General features: G+C 46.2%; 21 protein-coding genes. All 21 read right to left on the bottom strand.

Going from position 1 to position 17335, the window contains the following annotated elements; all coding sequences use genetic code 11:
- Positions 1-2: 2 nt before the first annotated feature.
- The 21 genes from ACYQ2L_RS08745 to rplL all read right to left on the bottom strand — a co-directional run bounded on the left by ACYQ2L_RS08745 (position 3) and on the right by rplL (position 17295).
- Positions 3-188, bottom strand: coding sequence for a type Z 30S ribosomal protein S14 (locus tag ACYQ2L_RS08745; RefSeq protein WP_460053971.1), 186 nt, complete (start codon positions 186-188; stop codon positions 3-5).
- Positions 189-199: 11 nt separating this feature from the next.
- Positions 200-757 (bottom strand): 50S ribosomal protein L5, encoded by a 558-nt coding sequence (gene rplE, locus ACYQ2L_RS08740; RefSeq protein ID WP_460053967.1) that lies wholly within the window; start codon positions 755-757, stop codon positions 200-202.
- Positions 757-1071, bottom strand: a complete 315-nt coding sequence (gene rplX / locus ACYQ2L_RS08735) for a 50S ribosomal protein L24 (protein ID WP_460053965.1) — start codon at positions 1069-1071, stop codon at positions 757-759. Before rplX ends, rplE begins: the two co-directional genes overlap by 1 nt.
- An 8-nt stretch (positions 1072-1079) precedes the next feature.
- Complete coding sequence (rplN, locus tag ACYQ2L_RS08730) at positions 1080-1448, bottom strand: 50S ribosomal protein L14 (protein ID WP_460053961.1); 369 nt, start codon at positions 1446-1448, stop codon at positions 1080-1082.
- A 10-nt stretch (positions 1449-1458) separates the two neighbouring features.
- A complete protein-coding gene (rpsQ, locus tag ACYQ2L_RS08725; protein WP_487247724.1) occupies positions 1459-1713 on the bottom strand; it encodes a 30S ribosomal protein S17 in 255 nt (84 codons plus the stop codon).
- A gap of 21 nt (positions 1714-1734) precedes the next feature.
- Positions 1735-1956, bottom strand: a complete 222-nt coding sequence (gene rpmC / locus ACYQ2L_RS08720) for a 50S ribosomal protein L29 (protein ID WP_460053954.1) — start codon at positions 1954-1956, stop codon at positions 1735-1737.
- The gene (rplP, locus tag ACYQ2L_RS08715; protein ID WP_460053950.1) at positions 1949-2386 is read right to left on the bottom strand and encodes a 50S ribosomal protein L16; all 438 of its coding nucleotides are present in this window, start codon (positions 2384-2386) and stop codon (positions 1949-1951) included. The genes rpmC and rplP overlap by 8 nt, the downstream gene beginning before the upstream one ends.
- A gap of 5 nt (positions 2387-2391) precedes the next feature.
- On the bottom strand, positions 2392-3093 hold the full coding sequence (rpsC, locus tag ACYQ2L_RS08710) for a 30S ribosomal protein S3 (protein ID WP_460053946.1): 702 nt from the start codon (positions 3091-3093) through the stop codon (positions 2392-2394).
- 2 nt (positions 3094-3095) lie between these two features.
- Entirely contained in the window at positions 3096-3458 is a 363-nt protein-coding gene (gene rplV, locus ACYQ2L_RS08705) for a 50S ribosomal protein L22 (RefSeq protein WP_460053942.1), read from the bottom strand.
- An 11-nt stretch (positions 3459-3469) separates the two neighbouring features.
- Complete coding sequence (rpsS, locus tag ACYQ2L_RS08700; protein WP_460053940.1) at positions 3470-3751, bottom strand: 30S ribosomal protein S19; 282 nt, start codon at positions 3749-3751, stop codon at positions 3470-3472.
- Between the two features lie 9 nt (positions 3752-3760).
- Positions 3761-4615, bottom strand: coding sequence for a 50S ribosomal protein L2 (rplB, locus tag ACYQ2L_RS08695; RefSeq protein ID WP_460053934.1), 855 nt, complete (start codon positions 4613-4615; stop codon positions 3761-3763).
- Between the two features lie 14 nt (positions 4616-4629).
- Positions 4630-4914 (bottom strand): 50S ribosomal protein L23, encoded by a 285-nt coding sequence (locus tag ACYQ2L_RS08690; RefSeq protein WP_460053930.1) that lies wholly within the window; start codon positions 4912-4914, stop codon positions 4630-4632.
- Positions 4915-4925: 11 nt separating this feature from the next.
- Positions 4926-5555 carry a 50S ribosomal protein L4 gene (gene rplD, locus ACYQ2L_RS08685; protein ID WP_460053928.1) on the bottom strand — a complete coding sequence of 210 codons (630 nt, stop codon included), beginning with the start codon at positions 5553-5555 and terminating at the stop codon, positions 4926-4928.
- 12 nt (positions 5556-5567) lie between these two features.
- Positions 5568-6191 carry a 50S ribosomal protein L3 gene (gene rplC, locus ACYQ2L_RS08680; protein WP_460053923.1) on the bottom strand — a complete coding sequence of 208 codons (624 nt, stop codon included), beginning with the start codon at positions 6189-6191 and terminating at the stop codon, positions 5568-5570.
- Between the two features lie 39 nt (positions 6192-6230).
- Positions 6231-6533 (bottom strand): 30S ribosomal protein S10, encoded by a 303-nt coding sequence (gene rpsJ / locus ACYQ2L_RS08675; RefSeq protein WP_460053918.1) that lies wholly within the window; start codon positions 6531-6533, stop codon positions 6231-6233.
- 56 nt (positions 6534-6589) lie between these two features.
- Complete coding sequence (gene tuf / locus ACYQ2L_RS08670; protein ID WP_460053913.1) at positions 6590-7783, bottom strand: elongation factor Tu; 1194 nt, start codon at positions 7781-7783, stop codon at positions 6590-6592.
- Positions 7784-8048: 265 nt separating this feature from the next.
- On the bottom strand, positions 8049-8519 hold the full coding sequence (gene rpsG / locus ACYQ2L_RS08665) for a 30S ribosomal protein S7 (RefSeq protein WP_460053909.1): 471 nt from the start codon (positions 8517-8519) through the stop codon (positions 8049-8051).
- Between the two features lie 12 nt (positions 8520-8531).
- Complete coding sequence (gene rpsL, locus ACYQ2L_RS08660; protein ID WP_460053905.1) at positions 8532-8906, bottom strand: 30S ribosomal protein S12; 375 nt, start codon at positions 8904-8906, stop codon at positions 8532-8534.
- Positions 8907-8994: 88 nt separating this feature from the next.
- On the bottom strand, positions 8995-13245 hold the full coding sequence (rpoC, locus tag ACYQ2L_RS08655) for a DNA-directed RNA polymerase subunit beta' (RefSeq protein ID WP_460053902.1): 4251 nt from the start codon (positions 13243-13245) through the stop codon (positions 8995-8997).
- 8 nt (positions 13246-13253) lie between these two features.
- Positions 13254-16754, bottom strand: coding sequence for a DNA-directed RNA polymerase subunit beta (gene rpoB / locus ACYQ2L_RS08650; RefSeq protein WP_460053898.1), 3501 nt, complete (start codon positions 16752-16754; stop codon positions 13254-13256).
- Positions 16755-16917: 163 nt separating this feature from the next.
- A complete protein-coding gene (gene rplL, locus ACYQ2L_RS08645; protein ID WP_460053895.1) occupies positions 16918-17295 on the bottom strand; it encodes a 50S ribosomal protein L7/L12 in 378 nt (125 codons plus the stop codon).
- Positions 17296-17335: the final 40 nt, after the last annotated feature.

The following is a 17335-nucleotide window of genomic DNA, read 5'->3' as shown; positions in this document are numbered from 1 at the left end:
CCCTACCAGCTGGATTTGGTAACCCCGGGAATCAGGCCTTGACTGGCCAGATCCCGAAAACATATTCGGCACATCTGAAACTTTCTCATATATCCTCGCGGTCTTCCGCAAATACGACATCTGTTAACTTTCCGCGTGCTGAACTTTGGGGTTCGCTGGGATTTTACAATCATAGATTTTTTCGCCATGCGTTCCTCGCTTATTTCTTGAATGGCATGCCAAACTTACCAAGGAGGCTTTTGGCTTCCTGATCAGTATTGGCGGTTGTAATGATGGCAACATTCATGCCGGAAATAGTATCGATTTTATCGTAATCAATTTCCGGAAAAATGATCTGTTCGGTAATACCCAAAGAGTAGTTACCATGACCATCAAAGGCATTTGGATTAATACCACGAAAGTCTTTCACTCGTGGAAGCGCTACGTTTATCAGCCTATAGAGAAAATCATACATCTGATTCCCACGAAGGGTAACTTTAGCACCAATATCCATACCATCACGAATCTTGAAATTAGCAATTGATTTACGCGCTTTTGTCTTGACCGCCTTCTGGCCGGCTATAAGCGACATCTCCCGTACTGCTGAATCAAGAACTTTCTTGTTAGCAACAGCTGCACCCACTCCCATGCTTATAACAATCTTCTCCACACGTGGAATCTGCATTGGACTTTTGTAGGCAAACTCTTTTGCCATTGCGTCCTTGATTTCACTGTGGTACATGGTTCGCAGAGCAGGAACTTTAAGAACATCAGCCATTATAATTCCTCCCCTGTTTTCTTGGCGACCCGCTTCTTCTTCAATCCCTCACCGGAAATACTAAGCCTGGTAACCTTACCATTTTTGACTACTGCCATGACATTGGAAATGTTCAGCGGCGCCTCGATTTCGATAATACCACCCTGGTCCTGTTCGCTTCGTTTGCGCTTTGTCTTTTTGACAAGATTCGCACCCTCAACTACAACTCGACCATTGGTGTGATCAATGCTCAGGATTCTTCCTGTTTTGCCTCGATCTTTCCCTGAGATGATCTTCACAAGATCATTCTTCTTCAGTTTTGTCTTTACCACCATATTCTCACCTACAGTACTTCCGGAGCAAGTGAAACGATTTTCATATAGTCTTTCTCACGTAGTTCACGTGCGACTGGTCCAAAAATACGCTTACCCTTCGGGTTACTGGCTGCATCTATGATGACGCAAGCATTATCGTCAAAGCGGATGTAGGTTCCATCCACACGTCGTACCTCTTTTTTGGTACGGACGATAATAGCCTTTTCCACATTACCCTTTTTTACCGGGGCATTTGGAATTGCGTCCTTAACTGCAACGACGATGACATCGCCGATGCTGGCAGTTTTCCGTCCAGATCCACCAAGAACCTTGATACACTGGACTCTCTTACCACCACTATTGTCTGCTACATTCAAGTATGTATTCATTTGAATCATGATGAACTCCTTACTTGGCCCGCTCGACGATTTCAAGCAAACGCCAGGCCTTGTGCTTGCTGACCTTACGAGCCTCTACAACTCGCACTGTATCACCAAGAGACGCCTCGTTATTTTCATCATGAGCCTTTACTCTTTTAGAAGTACTTACGTACTTCTTATACAGAGGGTGCAGTGTCTTGGTTTCAACAAGAACGACGATGGTTTTTTCCATCTTGTCACTGACAACCTGACCTGTATATACCTTCTTACCAACGGTACTGATTTTGATTGCTTCGCTCACGGCTTATTCCTTGTTCCCCAAGTCATTGCCCGTCTGGACAACTTCTTCATGGTTATAAATCAGCGTGTTGAGACGTGCTATCTGCCTGCGCAGAATCCGCTTCTGAACGGGATTATCAACATGTCCCACCACCCGCTGAAAACGCAGATCCCGATATTTATTCTGAATCTCTTCACGTTTAGCCAACAGTTCTTCGAATGTTAATTCATTAAAGGAATTACGCATTTTTCATCTCCAGGTCTTTACGTATTGCAAACCGGGTCTTGATGGGAAGCTTCGCTCCAGCCAATTCAATAGCTCTTTCTGCCAATGCTGGATCAACACCGGCAATTTCGAACATTACCATGCCGGGTCTAACGCAGGCTACCCAAGCTTCCGGGTTACCCTTACCTTTACCCATTCGGGTTTCGGCAGGCTTCTTGGTATAAGGCATATCCGGGAAAATCCGGATCCATACCTTACCTCCACGCTTGATATGACGAGTCATAGCAATACGTGCAGCCTCGATCTGTCGTGCAGTAATCCATTTTGGCTCTAGAGCAACAAGTGCAAAATCACCGAAAGAAATTTTATTACCGCGTGACGCTTTTCTCAGCAACCGAGTGTTAACATTCCGATGCTGCTTTCTGTACTTGACTCTTTTCGGACTCAGCATTGTGTTTAGCTCCTTGCAGCAGCCGGTTCACGCTTCTTCTTGACAAGCGTACCAGCATCTTCCTTAGTATTGCGATTGTATACCTCGCCCTTGAATACCCATACTTTCACACCAATGGATCCCTGAGCACTATCAGCAACAGCTGTTCCATAATCAATATCAGCTCGCAGAGTATGAAGCGGAACACGACCAGCCTTATGACTCTCGGTTCTACTCATCTCAGCTCCGCCCAAACGACCGGAAAGGCGAATCTTGATACCCTGGACACCAGCTTTCTGAGCTGCAGAGACAGTCATCTTGAGAGTACGGCGGAATGCGCTTCTTCCCTTCAACTGCCTGGCAACATTAAGTGCAATAATCTGTGCATCGGTTTCAGGACGTTTGACTTCCTTTATCTTGATCTGGATTTTCTTTCCAGCTTCCTTCTGAAGGTATGATCCAATCTTTTCGATTGTTGAACCTTTAGCGCCGATTATAACACCTGGACGAGAGGAATGAATAACAAGAGTAATACGCTGTGGATGTCGGACGATTTCTACTTCAGAGATATCCGCATTTTTTGCTTCTGGCGTTGCAAGAAGAAGCTTTCGAAGCTTGAGATCTTCGTGCAATGTGTCAGCGTATTCTCTTGGATCAACATACCACTTAGAACTCCAGGTCTTATTTATACCCAGACGAAACCCAATCGGATTAACTTTCTGACCCATAACTATTCTCCCGCCTTTGCGATTTCGTCAACAACTACCGTGATATGACTCATTCTTTTCAGAAGCACATCAGCACGACCGCGTCCACGGCGCCAGATACGCTTCATTCTCGGCCCTTCATCAACTCTAAGCTCACTAACATACAACATGTCTTCCATCAGATTCTTATTGGCATACAATGCATTTGCAGCAGCACTTTTAAGAACTTTCTGAAGCAGCTTGGCGCCTTTGTGAGGCAGATTCTCAAGAATAGCCACTGCATCAGGATAAGGCTGTCTGCGGATTACATTAGCCACACGTCTAACCTTTGTAGGAGAAACCAGAATGTACTTGGCTGTGGCTTTATATCCGGATTTTTTTTCCATGATTAACCGTCCTACCTTTTTCCGGCTTTTTTATCGGAGCCAGCATGACCCCGGAAAAGCCGTGTAGGAGAAAATTCTCCCAACTTATGACCAACAAGGTTCTCGGTAATATATACCGGGACCCAAGTCTTTCCATTATAAACAGATATTGTCAATCCAACCATTTCAGGGATTATCGTGGAAGTCCTTGAAAAGGTTTTAATCATCCGGCGTTCACCAGACTTATTCTGTTCTACTACCTTTTTATACAGGCTCTTTGCAATAAAAGGCCCTTTTTTAATAGATCTAGACACGACCTTCTCCTACTTCCGCTTCTTAACGATAAAATTGCTGGAATTCTTGCGTTTCTTCCTGGTTTTGTATCCCTTGGTAGGAACACCCCACGGAGTCACCGGATGACGTCCGCCGGAAGTTTTACCCTCACCACCACCATGCGGATGGTCTACAGGATTCATAACTACACCACGAACCTTTGGCCTTCTTCCGAGCCATCGAGCTCTACCGGCCTTACCCAGTGTCACATTCATGTGATCTTCATTGCCTACAACACCCATAGTAGCAAAACAGCGCTTGAAGACCATTCTCATTTCACCCGAAGGTAATTTAAGGGTAACATAATCAGCCTCTTTTGCTACTACCGTAGCTGAAGTTCCAGCTGATCGGCACATCTGCCCACCACGCCCCTGCTGCAGCTCAACGTTGTGCACTACAGAACCAAGAGGAACACGCTCAAGAGGCAGACAATTACCAAGCTTTGGCTCGGCGTCATCACCGCTCATAATTACATCACCGATCTGCAGACCTTTTGGAGCGATAATATACCGCTTTTCGCCGTCTGCATAATTAACCAGTGAAATAAACGCACTTCTGTTGGGGTCATACTCAAGTGTTTTTACTGTACCAGGAATACCCTTGGTAAGCTTTGTATCAGGATCGATAACGAACTTGTTTCGTTTGAAATCAACAACCCTGTACTTCTGCTTGTGACCGCCACCTCTTCGTCGAACACTGATCCGCCCGTTATTCGAGCGCCCAGCCTTTGCATTCTTTCCCTTTGTGAGGCTTTTTTCAGCCTTATCCTTGGACAGTACGGAATAATCTATGGAAGTCTTAAACCGCTGTCCTGGAGTTTTCGGGTTATACTGCTTAACACCCATAATGCTCCCTTTCCTTAAACGCCGTCAAACAGCGGGATTGAATCTCCGCTCTTCAGTGTAATAATCGCCTTTTTCCAGGAAGAAGTTCTTCCCATCTGATGACGTACCCTGCGCGGCTTACCTTTAACATTAACGATATTACATGCTACCGGAGTAACATTGAACAGACTTTTAATAGCCTGCTCAATCTCAATCTTGTTTGCTCGTGGATCAACACGAAATACAAACTGATTCATTTCACGAAGCACGTTTGTCTTTTCTGTCAGTACCGGCTCAATTATTATATCTTTGGTTTTCACTATAATACCCTTTAAGCCTTCGCACCGTAAAAGTCATTCAGACCCAGTGCCGCTGATTCAGTTACAAGTACTTTTTTTCCGTAGAACAGATCATGAGCCCTAAGCCTCTGGTAGTTAAGACATGTGAGCCAGGGAATATTCTTACCAGCTCTTTTGATAATCTTATCATCACCAGAAACAACAAGCACTGCTCGCTCGGAAGGTATCAAATTAGCAAGAATAGCAGCCATTTCCTTGGTTTTACCGGACTCGATAGCGAAGTCCTCGACAACAAGCATGTTCTGATCCTGCACCTTCTGACTTAGAATTGACTTGAAAGCCAACCTCTTGATCTTTTTCGGGAGACTGTAACTATAATCTCTTGGCTGTGGACCAAAAACAGTACCACCGCCTACCCATACCGGAGATCTTCTACTCCCGGCACGTGCACGACCAGTACCTTTCTGTCTCCATGGCTTTCTACCGCTAAACTTAACCTTGCCGCGAGTCTTGGTACAAGCTGTTCCCTGTCTCAAGTTTGCCAGCTCATTACGAATAGCATGGTAAATCGCACCTTCACTAACTTCACGATTGAACACGTCATCGTTCAGCTGGATTGATTTCTTTTTCTTTCCATCAATTGAAAGAACCTGTATATCCATTGCTTTCCTACCTTAGTTCTTCTTTTTAGCGGCGGAAACAACGACAGTTGTATTTCGCGCACCGGGCACAGCCCCACGCACCAACATAACCTGATTGTCTACATCAATCTGAACAATACGAAGGTTCTGAACTGTAACAGTATCACCACCCATTCGACCGGCCATTTTAGTACCCTTGAAAACCTTCGAAGGATACGCAGCCATACCGGTAGAACCGTTTGCACGATGAAACTTGGAACCGTGGGTCTTGCGACCACCACCGAATCCATGCCGCTTCATTACACCCTGAAAACCTTTACCTTTGGATGTACCAATCACATCAACAAAAACTGTATTTTCAAAGAGATTCACGCCAAGCTCATCACCCACCGCTACTTCCTGTGAGAAATTCTTGAATTCCATCACATGGCGGAGTGGCCCGATCCCTTCCGGAAACTGACCCTTATAAGGCTTGGTCGCCCGCTGCTCTTTTACCGAGTCAGCACCTATTACTACTGCAGCGTATCCATTCTTTTCGGTAGTACGCTGCCCGACAACATAATTGGGATCGAACTTAATGACTGTAACCGGCACCAAAGTACCATTTTCAGTAAAAACCTGTGTCATCCCAACTTTTTTTCCGATCAAACTTACCATTGTTTTCCTCAGACTATTCGTTTCGACCTAAGCCGAAAACTACTGTTTGATCTCTACGTCCACGCCAGCGGGAAGCTCTAACTTCATAAGAGCGTCCATAACGGATGACGTAGGTTCCAAGATATCAATCAAGCGCTTATGTGTGCGCATTTCAAATTGTTCGCGAGCCTTTTTATTGACATGTGGCGAACGCAGAACCGTATACTTGTTTATCCGAGTGGGCAACGGTATAGGACCGGATACCTTAGCACCGGCTTTCTGAACCGTTTGCACAATCGAGCGAGCGCTTTGATCAATAAGCTCGATGTCGAAGCCCCGTAAACGTACTCGAATTTTATCCATCGAAGAAGACCTCCAAAAATTAGGCCTTGTTTATACAAGGCCCAAACACCAATCGGTTATTCAATAATTTCGGTCACCTGACCACTGGCTACAGTACGACCACCTTCGCGAATAGCGAATCGAAGCCCCTTATCCATAGCAATGGGGTGAATCAAAGTAACATTAATCTCTGTGTTGTCGCCAGGCATAACCATTTCCTTACCTTCTGGCAACTGTACATCACCAGTGATGTCAGTGGTCCGGAAGTAGAACTGAGGTCGGTAGCCTGAGAAGAAAGGTGAATGACGACCACCCTCTTCCTTACTGAGACAGTAGATTGCACCTACGAATTTGTGATGAGGAGTGATACTGCCCGGCTTGGCCAGAACCTGACCACGCTCAACTGCATTCTTGTCAACACCACGAAGAAGAGCACCAATATTGTCTCCTGCTTCACCAGTATCAAGCAGCTTGTTGAACATCTCGACACCTGTAACGACAGTTTTCTGTGTGTCACGGATACCGATAATCTCAACTTCTTCACCAACCTTAACAACACCGCTTTCAATACGACCGGTAACAACTGTACCACGACCCTGAATTGAGAAAATATCCTCAATAGGCATCAGGAAAGGCTTGTCAATTGCACGCTCGGGAAGCGGAAGATATGTATCCATTGCTTCAAGAAGATCAACCACACACTTGGTTTTTTCATCGTCTTCAATGTTTTCCATAGCTTCGAATGCACTGCCTTTGATAACAGGCACATCGTCACCAGGGAACTCGTATGCATTGAGAAGATCACGCATTTCTTCTTCTACAAGCTCGATGATATCGGGATCGTCTACCTGATCACACTTGTTGATAAATACAACCAGCGCAGGAACACCAACCTGACGAGCCAGCAGAACGTGCTCTTTGGTCTGAGCCATCGCACCATCTGTAGCAGACACTACGAGCACAGCACCGTCCATCTGAGCAGCACCGGTAATCATGTTTTTGATGTAGTCGGCGTGACCAGGACAGTCAACGTGTGCATAATGACGATTTACTGATTCATACTCGATATGACGACTGTTGATTGTGATACCACGCTCTTTTTCTTCGGGAGCGTTGTCAATCTCATCGTAGTTCATCACCTTACCTGAGCCGGTAATCTTGGCGCTAACCATAGAGATTGCAGCTGTCAACGTGGTCTTACCATGGTCAACGTGACCAATGGTACCAACGTTAATATGAGGTTTCGTTCTCTCAAATTTTTCCTTAGCCATTAAGCCCTCCTTGCGTACACCGACGCAAAATATTTCGTTTTCTTCCACGCACAAGCATTAGCCTATGACGCGCGAGTTTCCGATGATAGTGACTAGAGGGGGGTTTGTCAACCAAGCAGCTAAGAGAACAGGCAAAAACCCGCACCGCGGGCAAGACAAACCACCTAATCACCCCGGCCAGCATAATGCAGGCCGGACAATCGGTTTGGTTTACACACTACAGTATGTCAGCTTTGCCGACACTGCCAGTGCATACTCCTTTATTTTACCATCTATAATGAGCAAAAGCCTTGTTAGCTTCTGCCATACGATGGGTATCTTCTTTTTTCTTGAAAGCCGTACCAGTGCTGTTAAAAGCATCAAGAAGCTCTGCACTCAATTTCTGAGACATTGACTTTCCACTTCTTGATCGGGCAGCCTGAATGATCCAGCGCATAGCCAAAGCTTCACGCCGACTTTCCTTAACTTCGATCGGAACCTGGTATGTAGAACCACCAACTCTTCGGGATTTAACCTCAACAGTCGGCTTAACATTCTCGATGGCCTTCAGGAAAATATCCAGGACAGACTCTTCAGCCTTACCATCCATCTGCTCCATAGCTCCATACATAACCTTCATACTGGTTGATTTTTTACCATCAACCATCATTCGACAGATAAATCGCCCAACAGTCTGATTGTTGTAACGAGAATCGGGCAGAACAGGTTTTCTTGCAACAATTTTTCTTCTCGGCATTTTAAAATCCCCTTAAGCCTTCGGCTTCTTGGCGCCGTATTTAGAACGACCCTGTCGACGACCGTCAACACCAAGAGTATCCTTGGCTCCACGAACAATATGATAACGCACACCTGGAAGGTCCTTTACACGACCCCCTCTCAACAGCACAACTGAGTGCTCCTGAAGATTATGTCCGATACCCGGAATGTAAGCGGTAACCTCGATTCCGTTACTCAAACGAACACGAGCTACTTTACGAAGAGCCGAGTTAGGCTTTTTCGGTGTAACAGTCATAACACGGGTACAAACCCCCCGCTTCTGCGGGCAAGACTGTAAAGCCGGAGACTTAGTCTTCTTTACAAGGGTTTTTCGACCCTTACGGATTAATTGGTTAATAGTAGGCATTCAGTACTTATCTCCCATTGATTTTTAACACTGGTCTGCGAATTTACCGCAAGACCAAATCTTTGTCAAGCAAGCAGGGGTCGATACCTCAGGTATCGTCGCCTGCTTCAGCATAATTTTCGACTTCGGCACCATCGCCCTGCTCACGATCCTGCGCTTCAGCACGTTCCCGCTCACGGAGCTCAATAATCTGCTGCATATGAGCATCAAGATCTTCCTGATTCTCATCATACAACTTGATGTTTTTATACGACCTCATTCCAGTACCGGCCGGTATAAGGTGTCCGATAATAACATTTTCCTTGAGTCCACGAAGGTTATCATACTTACCAGCAATAGCGGCATTTGTAAGTACCCTTGTAGTCTCCTGGAAGGAAGCTGCAGATATAAAACTATCAATATTCAGTGACGCTCTTGTGATACCAAGTAGCAGAGGCCTTGCAACAGAAGGCTGCCCACCCTCACGCTGAACCTTGTTGTTTTCTTCATGAAATCTATACTTGTCTATCTGCTGTCCGTAGATAAAATGAGTATCACCCACATTGATTATTTCAACCTTCCGCATCATCTGACGAATAATAACACCTATGTGTTTATCATTAATCAAAACTCCCTGCAGCCGGTACACTTCCTGCACCTCATTCACAAGGAAGGCCTGAAGCGCATTCTCACCGAGTATCTGAAGAATATCATGAGGATCACTTGGTCCGTCACAGAGCGGCTCAGCAGCTTCAACGATATCATCCTCACGAACAAGCAGATGCTTACCCATAGGAACGAGATGCTTGAACTCTGTGCCATAATTATCCTCTACAACGATCACACGCTTACCCTTAAGGATACCTTTAAACTTGACCGTACCCCTGACCTGGGAAAGAACTGCAGGGCTCTTGGGCCTGCGCGCTTCGAAAAGCTCACCAACACGCGGCAAACCTCCGGTAATGTCTGCAGTCTTGGCACTTTCCTTGAGAATCTTGGCGAGGGTCCGCCCAGCAATCACCTTCTCACCATTATCGACCGACAGATAAGCTCCGCCCGGCAGATAGTATGAAGCGACTTCATTTTCCTCATCATCAACAATAACGATTCGCGGCTGAAGGCTCTCCAGAGAAAATTCGGTGATCTTTTTCTCGATATTCCCGGTATCTTCGTTAACTTCTTCTTTCAGAGTCGTTCCGAGATCAATATCCTTATATCTTACAGTACCCTTCCGCTCTGCAATAATTGGCTCGGTAAAGGGGTCGAAAGTTGCAATAGTCTCCTCAGCTTCAAGCTCCTGCCCTTCACGGACATACAGCTCGGCACCGTTCCTGACCTCAACTCTCTGATCCTGCCCAACAAGCAGCAGAACATTGCCTTTATTAACCACATACGCATTTTCTTCGGCGAGAAGGTCCTCACCGTTCCTTTTCAGAACAGCATGACCCTTAACAGCCTTATCACCCTCTGGAATACTTAGAACATCGCCTGACTCAAGCGGTATCCTCTGAAGGATTCTGCTCACGGTAATAAACCCCTTACGGGTAAACAGCTGCTCATTTTCAGAGGGGCTTACGATATTACCAGTAATCTCTCGAACTATTACCGGATACCGCAGATAGACTCTACTCTCCTCACTCGTCCTGGTAGCCGCACCCCCGATATGGAAGGTACGCATGGTTAACTGCGTACCAGGCTGACCGATGGACTGTGCGGCAATAATTCCGACAGCCTCACCAACTTCAACCGTACGGTTATTGGCAAGATTTCGCCCATAACATTTTATACATACGCCATGCTTTGATTCACATGTCAGAACGGTACGTATACGGACAGATTCGATACCAGCCTCTTCAATCTGCTCAGCGATCGTTTCGGTTATTTCCTGGTTTACATCGATTATTATTTCACTGGTAATAGGATGCCTTACACGCTCCAGGGTGAAACGACCTTCGATTCTATCGGTCAGGCTTTCAACAACCTCTTCACCATCTTTAAGCGCACGCATTTCTATACCATTGATGGTACCACAGTCCTCTTCACTGATCACAACGTCCTGGGAAATATCCACAAGCCGTCTGGTCAGGTAACCTGCATCTGCAGTCTTAAGCGCGGTATCCGCCAAACCTTTACGAGCACCGTTGGTAGAAATGAAGAACTCAATAACCGACAGGCCTTCCTTAAAGTTTGACCTGATGGGCAGCTCAATAATGTCACCCGATGGCTTTGCCATCAGACCACGCATACCGGCAAGCTGACGAATCTGACTTCTACTACCACGAGCACCGGAATGAGCCATCATATACACAGGGTTAAAACCATCGAGATCATTCTCGAGGTTAGTCATCATCACGCCGGTAAGATCTTCGTTTGTCTTACTCCAGACCTCAACGACCCGGTTATAACGCTCATCATTAGTAATATGCCCCTGCTGATACTGGTTCAGGATATTCTGGACTTCATTATTTGCAGACTGGATCATTTCGGCTTTGACTTCAGGGATCTTGATATCATCAACACCTATGGTAGCACCAAAGAGCGTCGCATATTTAAAACCCATATTTTTAATAGCATCCAGCAGCTCAACCGTTATATGACTACCATGATCCCTGTGAACACCTGCAATAAGTTCCCGCAGCTGTGTATCACCCATAGTCAGGTTTGTGAACGGTACACATGCCGGGAACGCCTCGTTAAGCAGAATGCGCCCGACTGTCGTCTCGACCCACTCCCCTTCTATTTTGACCATGATCCTGGCCAGATACGAGATCATCCCTGACTCAAGAGCCATAATGGCTTCATTCATGTCACCAAAGCGCTTACCTTCACCAAGCTCACCAGAACGATCCTTGGTAAGATAATAAATACCAAGCACCATATCCTGACTCGGGAACACAATCGGTTTTCCGTTAGCAGGGTTAAGCAGATTTCGTGACGCAAGCATTAGTGTCCAACACTCGATCTGAGCAGCTTGTGTCAAAGGTACATGGACAGCCATCTGGTCACCATCAAAGTCAGCATTATAGGCATGACATACGAGAGGATGAAGACGTATCGCCTTTCCGCTGACAAGCACAGGTTCAAAAGCCTGTATACCAAGGCGGTGCAGAGTCGGCGCACGATTCAACAGCACAGGATGCTCCTGCACAACTTCATCAAGCACCGCAAAAACCTCGGGAGCTTCCTGCTCAACAAGAGATTTTGCCCGTTTTATATTATAAACCACATCCTTCTCTACCAGCTTCTTCATAATGAAGGGCTTAAACAGCTCCAGGGCCATTTTTACCGGGAGCCCACATTGATGAAGCTTCAACTCCGGACCGACTACAATAACAGAACGTCCTGAATAATCCACACGCTTTCCGAGCAGATTCTGACGAAATCGCCCCTGCTTACCCTTAAGCATGTCAGAAAGCGACTTCAGAGGTCTGTTACTGGCGCCTTTGACTACCCGCTTTTTCTTGGAATTGTCAAAAAGAGCATCTACAGCCTCCTGCAGCATCCTCTTTTCATTGCGGATAATTATATCCGGCGCACTGAGTGCCATAAGGCGCTTGAGTCGGTTGTTTCTGTTTATTACCCTTCGGTACAGGTCATTCAAATCAGATGTTGCAAAACGTCCACCATCGAGCTGAACCATAGGTCTAAGCTCCGGCGGAATAACCGGAATCACATCAATGATCATCCACTCAGGTCGATTTTCACTATCCCGAAAGTTTTCGACAATCTCGATACGCTTCAGAAGACGTTTGTCAGCCTTTGCACCTTTCTCGATCATCTTCGCGCGGAGCTCTACCGAAAGTCCATCAAGATCAAGACCCTCGAGCAGAGTACGAATTGCCTCTGCACCTATATTGGCGGAGAATGACATACCATAGCGCTCTTTGGCCTCCATGTATTCTTCTTCACTCAATAGATCCATTCGGTTCAGGTCAGTATCCCCGGCATCAATGACTATGTATTTTTCATAGTAGAGAATTGAACGCAGGGCCGCCATCGTAAGATCCAGCAGCAGCCCCATTCTTGAAGGCACTGACCGGTAATACCAGATATGAGAAACAGGAGCAGCAAGCTCTATATGACCCATTCTCTCACGACGAACGCGCGGATGAGTCACCTCTACACCACAACGGTCACAAATAACACCCTTATAGCGAATAGATTTAAATTTCCCACAAGAACATTCCCATTCTTTTGTGGTACCGAAAATGCGCTCACAGAACAAACCATCCTTTTCGGGACGAAGTGTACGGTAATTGATTGTCTCCGGCTTCTTGACCTCTCCATAGCTCCAGGCACGCACCTGATCTGGAGAAGCCAAGCTTATCATTATACTATCAAAATCCTGGATTTCGCGCATTATCCCTCCTAGAAATTACTGCCCTGACGATTAATAAGTTCTTCGTCTCGTTCGGTAAGCGGAATCTGCTTGCCTTTGGAATCGAAAATGGAGATATCCAGAGCAAGCCCTCGTAACTCCTGAACCAGTACATTAAATGATTCAGGAACCCCTGCATGCGTACTTGGCTCACCCTTAACTATACTTTCATATATACGAGCCCGCCCATTCATGTCATCCGACTTAATCGTCAGCAACTCCTGAAGTGTATTGGCAGCACCGTAGGCCTCAAGAGCCCAAACCTCCATCTCCCCAAGTCTCTGACCACCGAACTGTGCTTTACCACCAAGCGGCTGCTGAGTAACAAGAGAATAAGGTCCGGTTGACCGGGCATGCATCTTATCATCGATCAAGTGGTTCAACTTGATCACATACATATATCCGACCATTACGTCGTTGACAAATTTTTCACCGGTACGACCATCGTACAAAGGAGTCTTTGAGCTCGCCGGTAGACCTGCATCCTTGAGTTTTTCCGCCACCTGCTGTGCAGACGCAGATTCAAAGACATGCGTCGCAAACCATTTATTGGATGCAACAGCAGCCCACCCAAGCTGTGTTTCAAGAAGCTGACCGAGATTCATTCGCGAAGGAACCCCCAGGGGATTCAGACAAAGCTCAAGGGGGGTTCCGTCTGGCAGATAAGGCATATCCTCTTCAGGCAGTACCCTGGCTATAACACCTTTATTACCATGACGCCCGGCAATCTTGTCACCTTCCTTCAGCTTTCTTTTGGTTGCAACAAGAACCTTGACGATTTGCTCGACTCCCGGGGAAAGGTCATCACCTTCAGACCGGCGCAGCCGCTGAACGTCTATAACAGTTCCATCAAAACCATGCGGAATCTTCAGCGAACTGTCACGCACTTCCTTTGCCTTCTCGCCGAAAATAGAATTAAGAAGCTTGAATTCAGGCGTAGTTTCACTTTCAGACTTAGGAGTGACTTTTCCGACAAGAATCGATCCTGACTGAACCTTGGCCCCTACTCTGATAATACCTTCCTCATCAAGCTGCTCGAGTGATTTCTCGGAAGTATTCGGAATATCACGTGTGAGTTTTTCGATACCCAGCTTTGTCTCACGAACATCAATAGTGAATTCCTTGATGTGAATTGAGGTGAAGATATCTTCTTTGACAATTTTCTCGGAAATAAGAACAGCATCCTCATAGTTGTATCCGTTCCAGGGAACGAATCCTATAAGGATATTCTTTCCAAGCGCCAGTTCACCCTGATAGGTAGACGGCCCATCTGCGATCACCGCCCCTGAAGCAACTGCCTGACCAGCAGAGACGATACAACGCTGGTTATAACAGGTATCCTGGTTGGTCCTCTGATACTTCAGAAGCTGATACTCATCAACATCGGCATCGTTGGCAGGATTCTCGGGCCTGATCACTACTTTTTCAGCACCTGCGTACTCTACAACACCCCCGCGCTTTGCACGAACAACTACCCCGGAATCATAAGCTGTTTTAGCCTCCATTCCGGTACCAACCCTCGGCGGCTCCGGATACACAAGAGGAACAGCCTGACGCTGCATGTTCGATCCCATGAGTGCACGGTTAGCATCATCATGCTCAAGAAAGGGAATCAGCGATGTAGAAACTGATACAACCTGTTTCGGACTGACATCCATATACTGAATATCTGCCGGTGCCTTGGTAGTATAATCCCCATTCTTACGCACTGAGATCATATCAGAAACAAAGTGCCCCTTATCATCCAGCACAGCATTTGCCTGTGCGATAAAACACTTCTCTTCATCCATGGCCGAGAGGTACTCAACCTCATCTGTAGGTATACCATCCACTACCTTGCGGTACGGCGTCTCAAGAAAACCATAGGCATTAACCTGTGTGTAATTTGCAAGACTCATGATAAGACCAATATTTGGCCCTTCAGGAGTCTCAATCGGACACATCCGCCCATAGTGAGTATGATGAACATCGCGGACTTCAAAACCGGCACGATCTCTGGTAAGACCACCTGGCCCCAATGCATTCAGCCTCCGCTTGTGCGTAAGCTCAGACAGGGGATTAACCTGGTCCATGAACTGAGACAGCTGTGAGCTGCCGAAAAATTCCTTTATCGCAGCAACGATCGGCTTGATAGAAGCAAGGTCCTGAGGCTTGAGAGTATCTGTATCCTTGAGACTCATGCGCTCTTTGGCAATCCGCTCCATTCTTGAAAATGCAGTCTTGAGCTGATTGGCAAGCAGCTCTCCCACCGATCTTACGCGCCTGTTTCCAAGATGATCAATATCATCAACAGAAGATTCGCCGATGTAAACCTCAATAAGATAGCGCATTGTATTAACAATATCGTCCCTGGTCAGGACATGCTCTTCAGTAGGATTCTCATAATGAAATTTCTTGTTAAGCTTGTATCTACCAACGCGGCCAAGGTCATATCGCCTTGATGTAAAGAACATGGACTGAAAATCTTTCTCGGCATTCTCAAGAGTAATAGGCTCGCCCGGCATAAGTACGCTGTAAACAGCCGTAAGCGCCTCTTCGTGACTGGGTTCATCACCATCACTGTCTGAATGCGTGAACTTGGATTCCTCGCGATCAAAACAATTAAGAATAATATCAGAATGAAGCGAATCTTCATGGGATGAATCAATTATTTCAATCTCACGAATCTTGTTATGAAGAAGCTCATCGATTTCATGAGGATGCAGCTTGTCACCAGCCCGGTACAGTTTTTTCCTGTCGTCACCTTTGCCGAGATACACTGCCTTGGAAAGAACACTTCCCACATACATCTCTTTATCAGCACGAGCATCACTCAATTCTATGACTTTTGTCTTGTAGAAAATCTCAATGAGTTCTTCACGAGAGTCAAACCCGAGCGATCTGAGAAAAAGAGTTCCAAGAATACGCTTCTTGCGATCGATTTTGGCATAGATAAGCTCTTTCTTCTGATCAATTTCAAACTCAAGCCACGAACCACGATAAGGAATTATTCGTGAAGAATAAATGCCTTTCTCATGGGAAAAAATAACACCAGGAGAACGATGAATCTGGCTTACAACAACCCGCTCAGCGCCATTAATAATGAACGTACCCCTATCAGTCATCAAGGGAATATCGCCCATATATATGTCTTTCTGCCGAATTTCACCCGTTTCCAGAAACACAAGATTGATCCTGGCCTTCAGAGGAACCGCATAGGTATGCCCCTTAAGCTTACACTCGGTCTCGCTGAATTTAATCCCAGCTTCATCAAGAGTATAATGATCATATTCCAATCGCATATCCCCGGCGGGACTCTCAATCGGAAATATAGCCTGAAAAACTTCCTCTAAACCTTGTTTTTCAACCTTCTGTCCGGAGATCATCCTTTCACGCTGCAGAAATCTCTCGTATGATGACAGCTGCACACCAACAAGATCGGGCAACGGAATAACCGGCTCCCGACCATCACCGACAGTCTCTCTAGTAATGGTCTGCGTTCTATCGAACATTAATCACCCCCGTAGGATATTGGCCGTAGTCTAAAAAGGCGCTTATACCAGCGCCGGATATCCGGGACGCTGCACGACCGCACAGCCTCCCGAACACACAGAGACCACCGGAGCTATTCGCCCGGTGGCCCTGTGAGATACAAACAGAATATCTCGTATCGAATTACTTGACTTCAATTTGCGCGCCGGCAGCTTCCAGCTTTTCTTTAAGTTCATCAGCAGTCTTTTTATCAACGCCTTCCTTAACAGCTTTTCCACCAGCTTCAACAAGCTCCTTGGCTTCTTTAAGACCAAGACCGGTGATAGCACGAACTTCCTTAATAACAGGAATTTTCTTACCATCTGTAATACTCTTGAGTATAACATCAAATTCAGTCTGCTCTTCAACAGCCTCTGCAGCAGGACCTGCAGCAGCAGCCACAGCAACAGGAGCAGCAGCAGTTACACCGAACTTCTCCTCCATAGCCTTAACAAGCTCGGAAACCTCAAGCACGGTCATGCCTGCGATTGCATCTAAAATCTCATCTTTGGAAATTGCCATATTAACTTCTCCTTATAATTTTTCCGCGATAGCATGGCCT

The organism is Spirochaeta dissipatitropha, assembly GCF_054657935.1.
This window is presented reverse-complemented; position numbering and strand designations above follow the sequence as displayed.

Coding starts and splice junctions, on each gene's coding strand:
- rplN (WP_460053961.1), bottom strand. CDS start 1,448: ATGATTCAAATGAATACATACTTGAATGTAGCAGACAATAGTGGTGGT.
- rpsL (WP_460053905.1), bottom strand. CDS start 8,906: ATGCCTACTATTAACCAATTAATCCGTAAGGGTCGAAAAACCCTTGTA.
- rplE (WP_460053967.1), bottom strand. CDS start 757: ATGGCTGATGTTCTTAAAGTTCCTGCTCTGCGAACCATGTACCACAGT.
- rplV (WP_460053942.1), bottom strand. CDS start 3,458: ATGGAAAAAAAATCCGGATATAAAGCCACAGCCAAGTACATTCTGGTT.
- rplX (WP_460053965.1), bottom strand. CDS start 1,071: ATGGTGGTAAAGACAAAACTGAAGAAGAATGATCTTGTGAAGATCATC.
- rpmC (WP_460053954.1), bottom strand. CDS start 1,956: ATGCGTAATTCCTTTAATGAATTAACATTCGAAGAACTGTTGGCTAAA.
- ACYQ2L_RS08745 (WP_460053971.1), bottom strand. CDS start 188: ATGGCGAAAAAATCTATGATTGTAAAATCCCAGCGAACCCCAAAGTTC.
- rpsC (WP_460053946.1), bottom strand. CDS start 3,093: ATGGGTCAGAAAGTTAATCCGATTGGGTTTCGTCTGGGTATAAATAAG.
- rpsJ (WP_460053918.1), bottom strand. CDS start 6,533: ATGGATAAAATTCGAGTACGTTTACGGGGCTTCGACATCGAGCTTATT.
- rplL (WP_460053895.1), bottom strand. CDS start 17,295: ATGGCAATTTCCAAAGATGAGATTTTAGATGCAATCGCAGGCATGACC.
- rplP (WP_460053950.1), bottom strand. CDS start 2,386: ATGCTGAGTCCGAAAAGAGTCAAGTACAGAAAGCAGCATCGGAATGTT.
- rplD (WP_460053928.1), bottom strand. CDS start 5,555: ATGGATATACAGGTTCTTTCAATTGATGGAAAGAAAAAGAAATCAATC.
- tuf (WP_460053913.1), bottom strand. CDS start 7,783: ATGGCTAAGGAAAAATTTGAGAGAACGAAACCTCATATTAACGTTGGT.
- rpoC (WP_460053902.1), bottom strand. CDS start 13,245: ATGCGCGAAATCCAGGATTTTGATAGTATAATGATAAGCTTGGCTTCT.
- rplC (WP_460053923.1), bottom strand. CDS start 6,191: ATGGTAAGTTTGATCGGAAAAAAAGTTGGGATGACACAGGTTTTTACT.
- rplB (WP_460053934.1), bottom strand. CDS start 4,615: ATGGGTGTTAAGCAGTATAACCCGAAAACTCCAGGACAGCGGTTTAAG.
- rpsG (WP_460053909.1), bottom strand. CDS start 8,519: ATGCCGAGAAGAAAAATTGTTGCAAGAAAACCTGTTCTGCCCGATTCT.
- rpoB (WP_460053898.1), bottom strand. CDS start 16,754: ATGTTCGATAGAACGCAGACCATTACTAGAGAGACTGTCGGTGATGGT.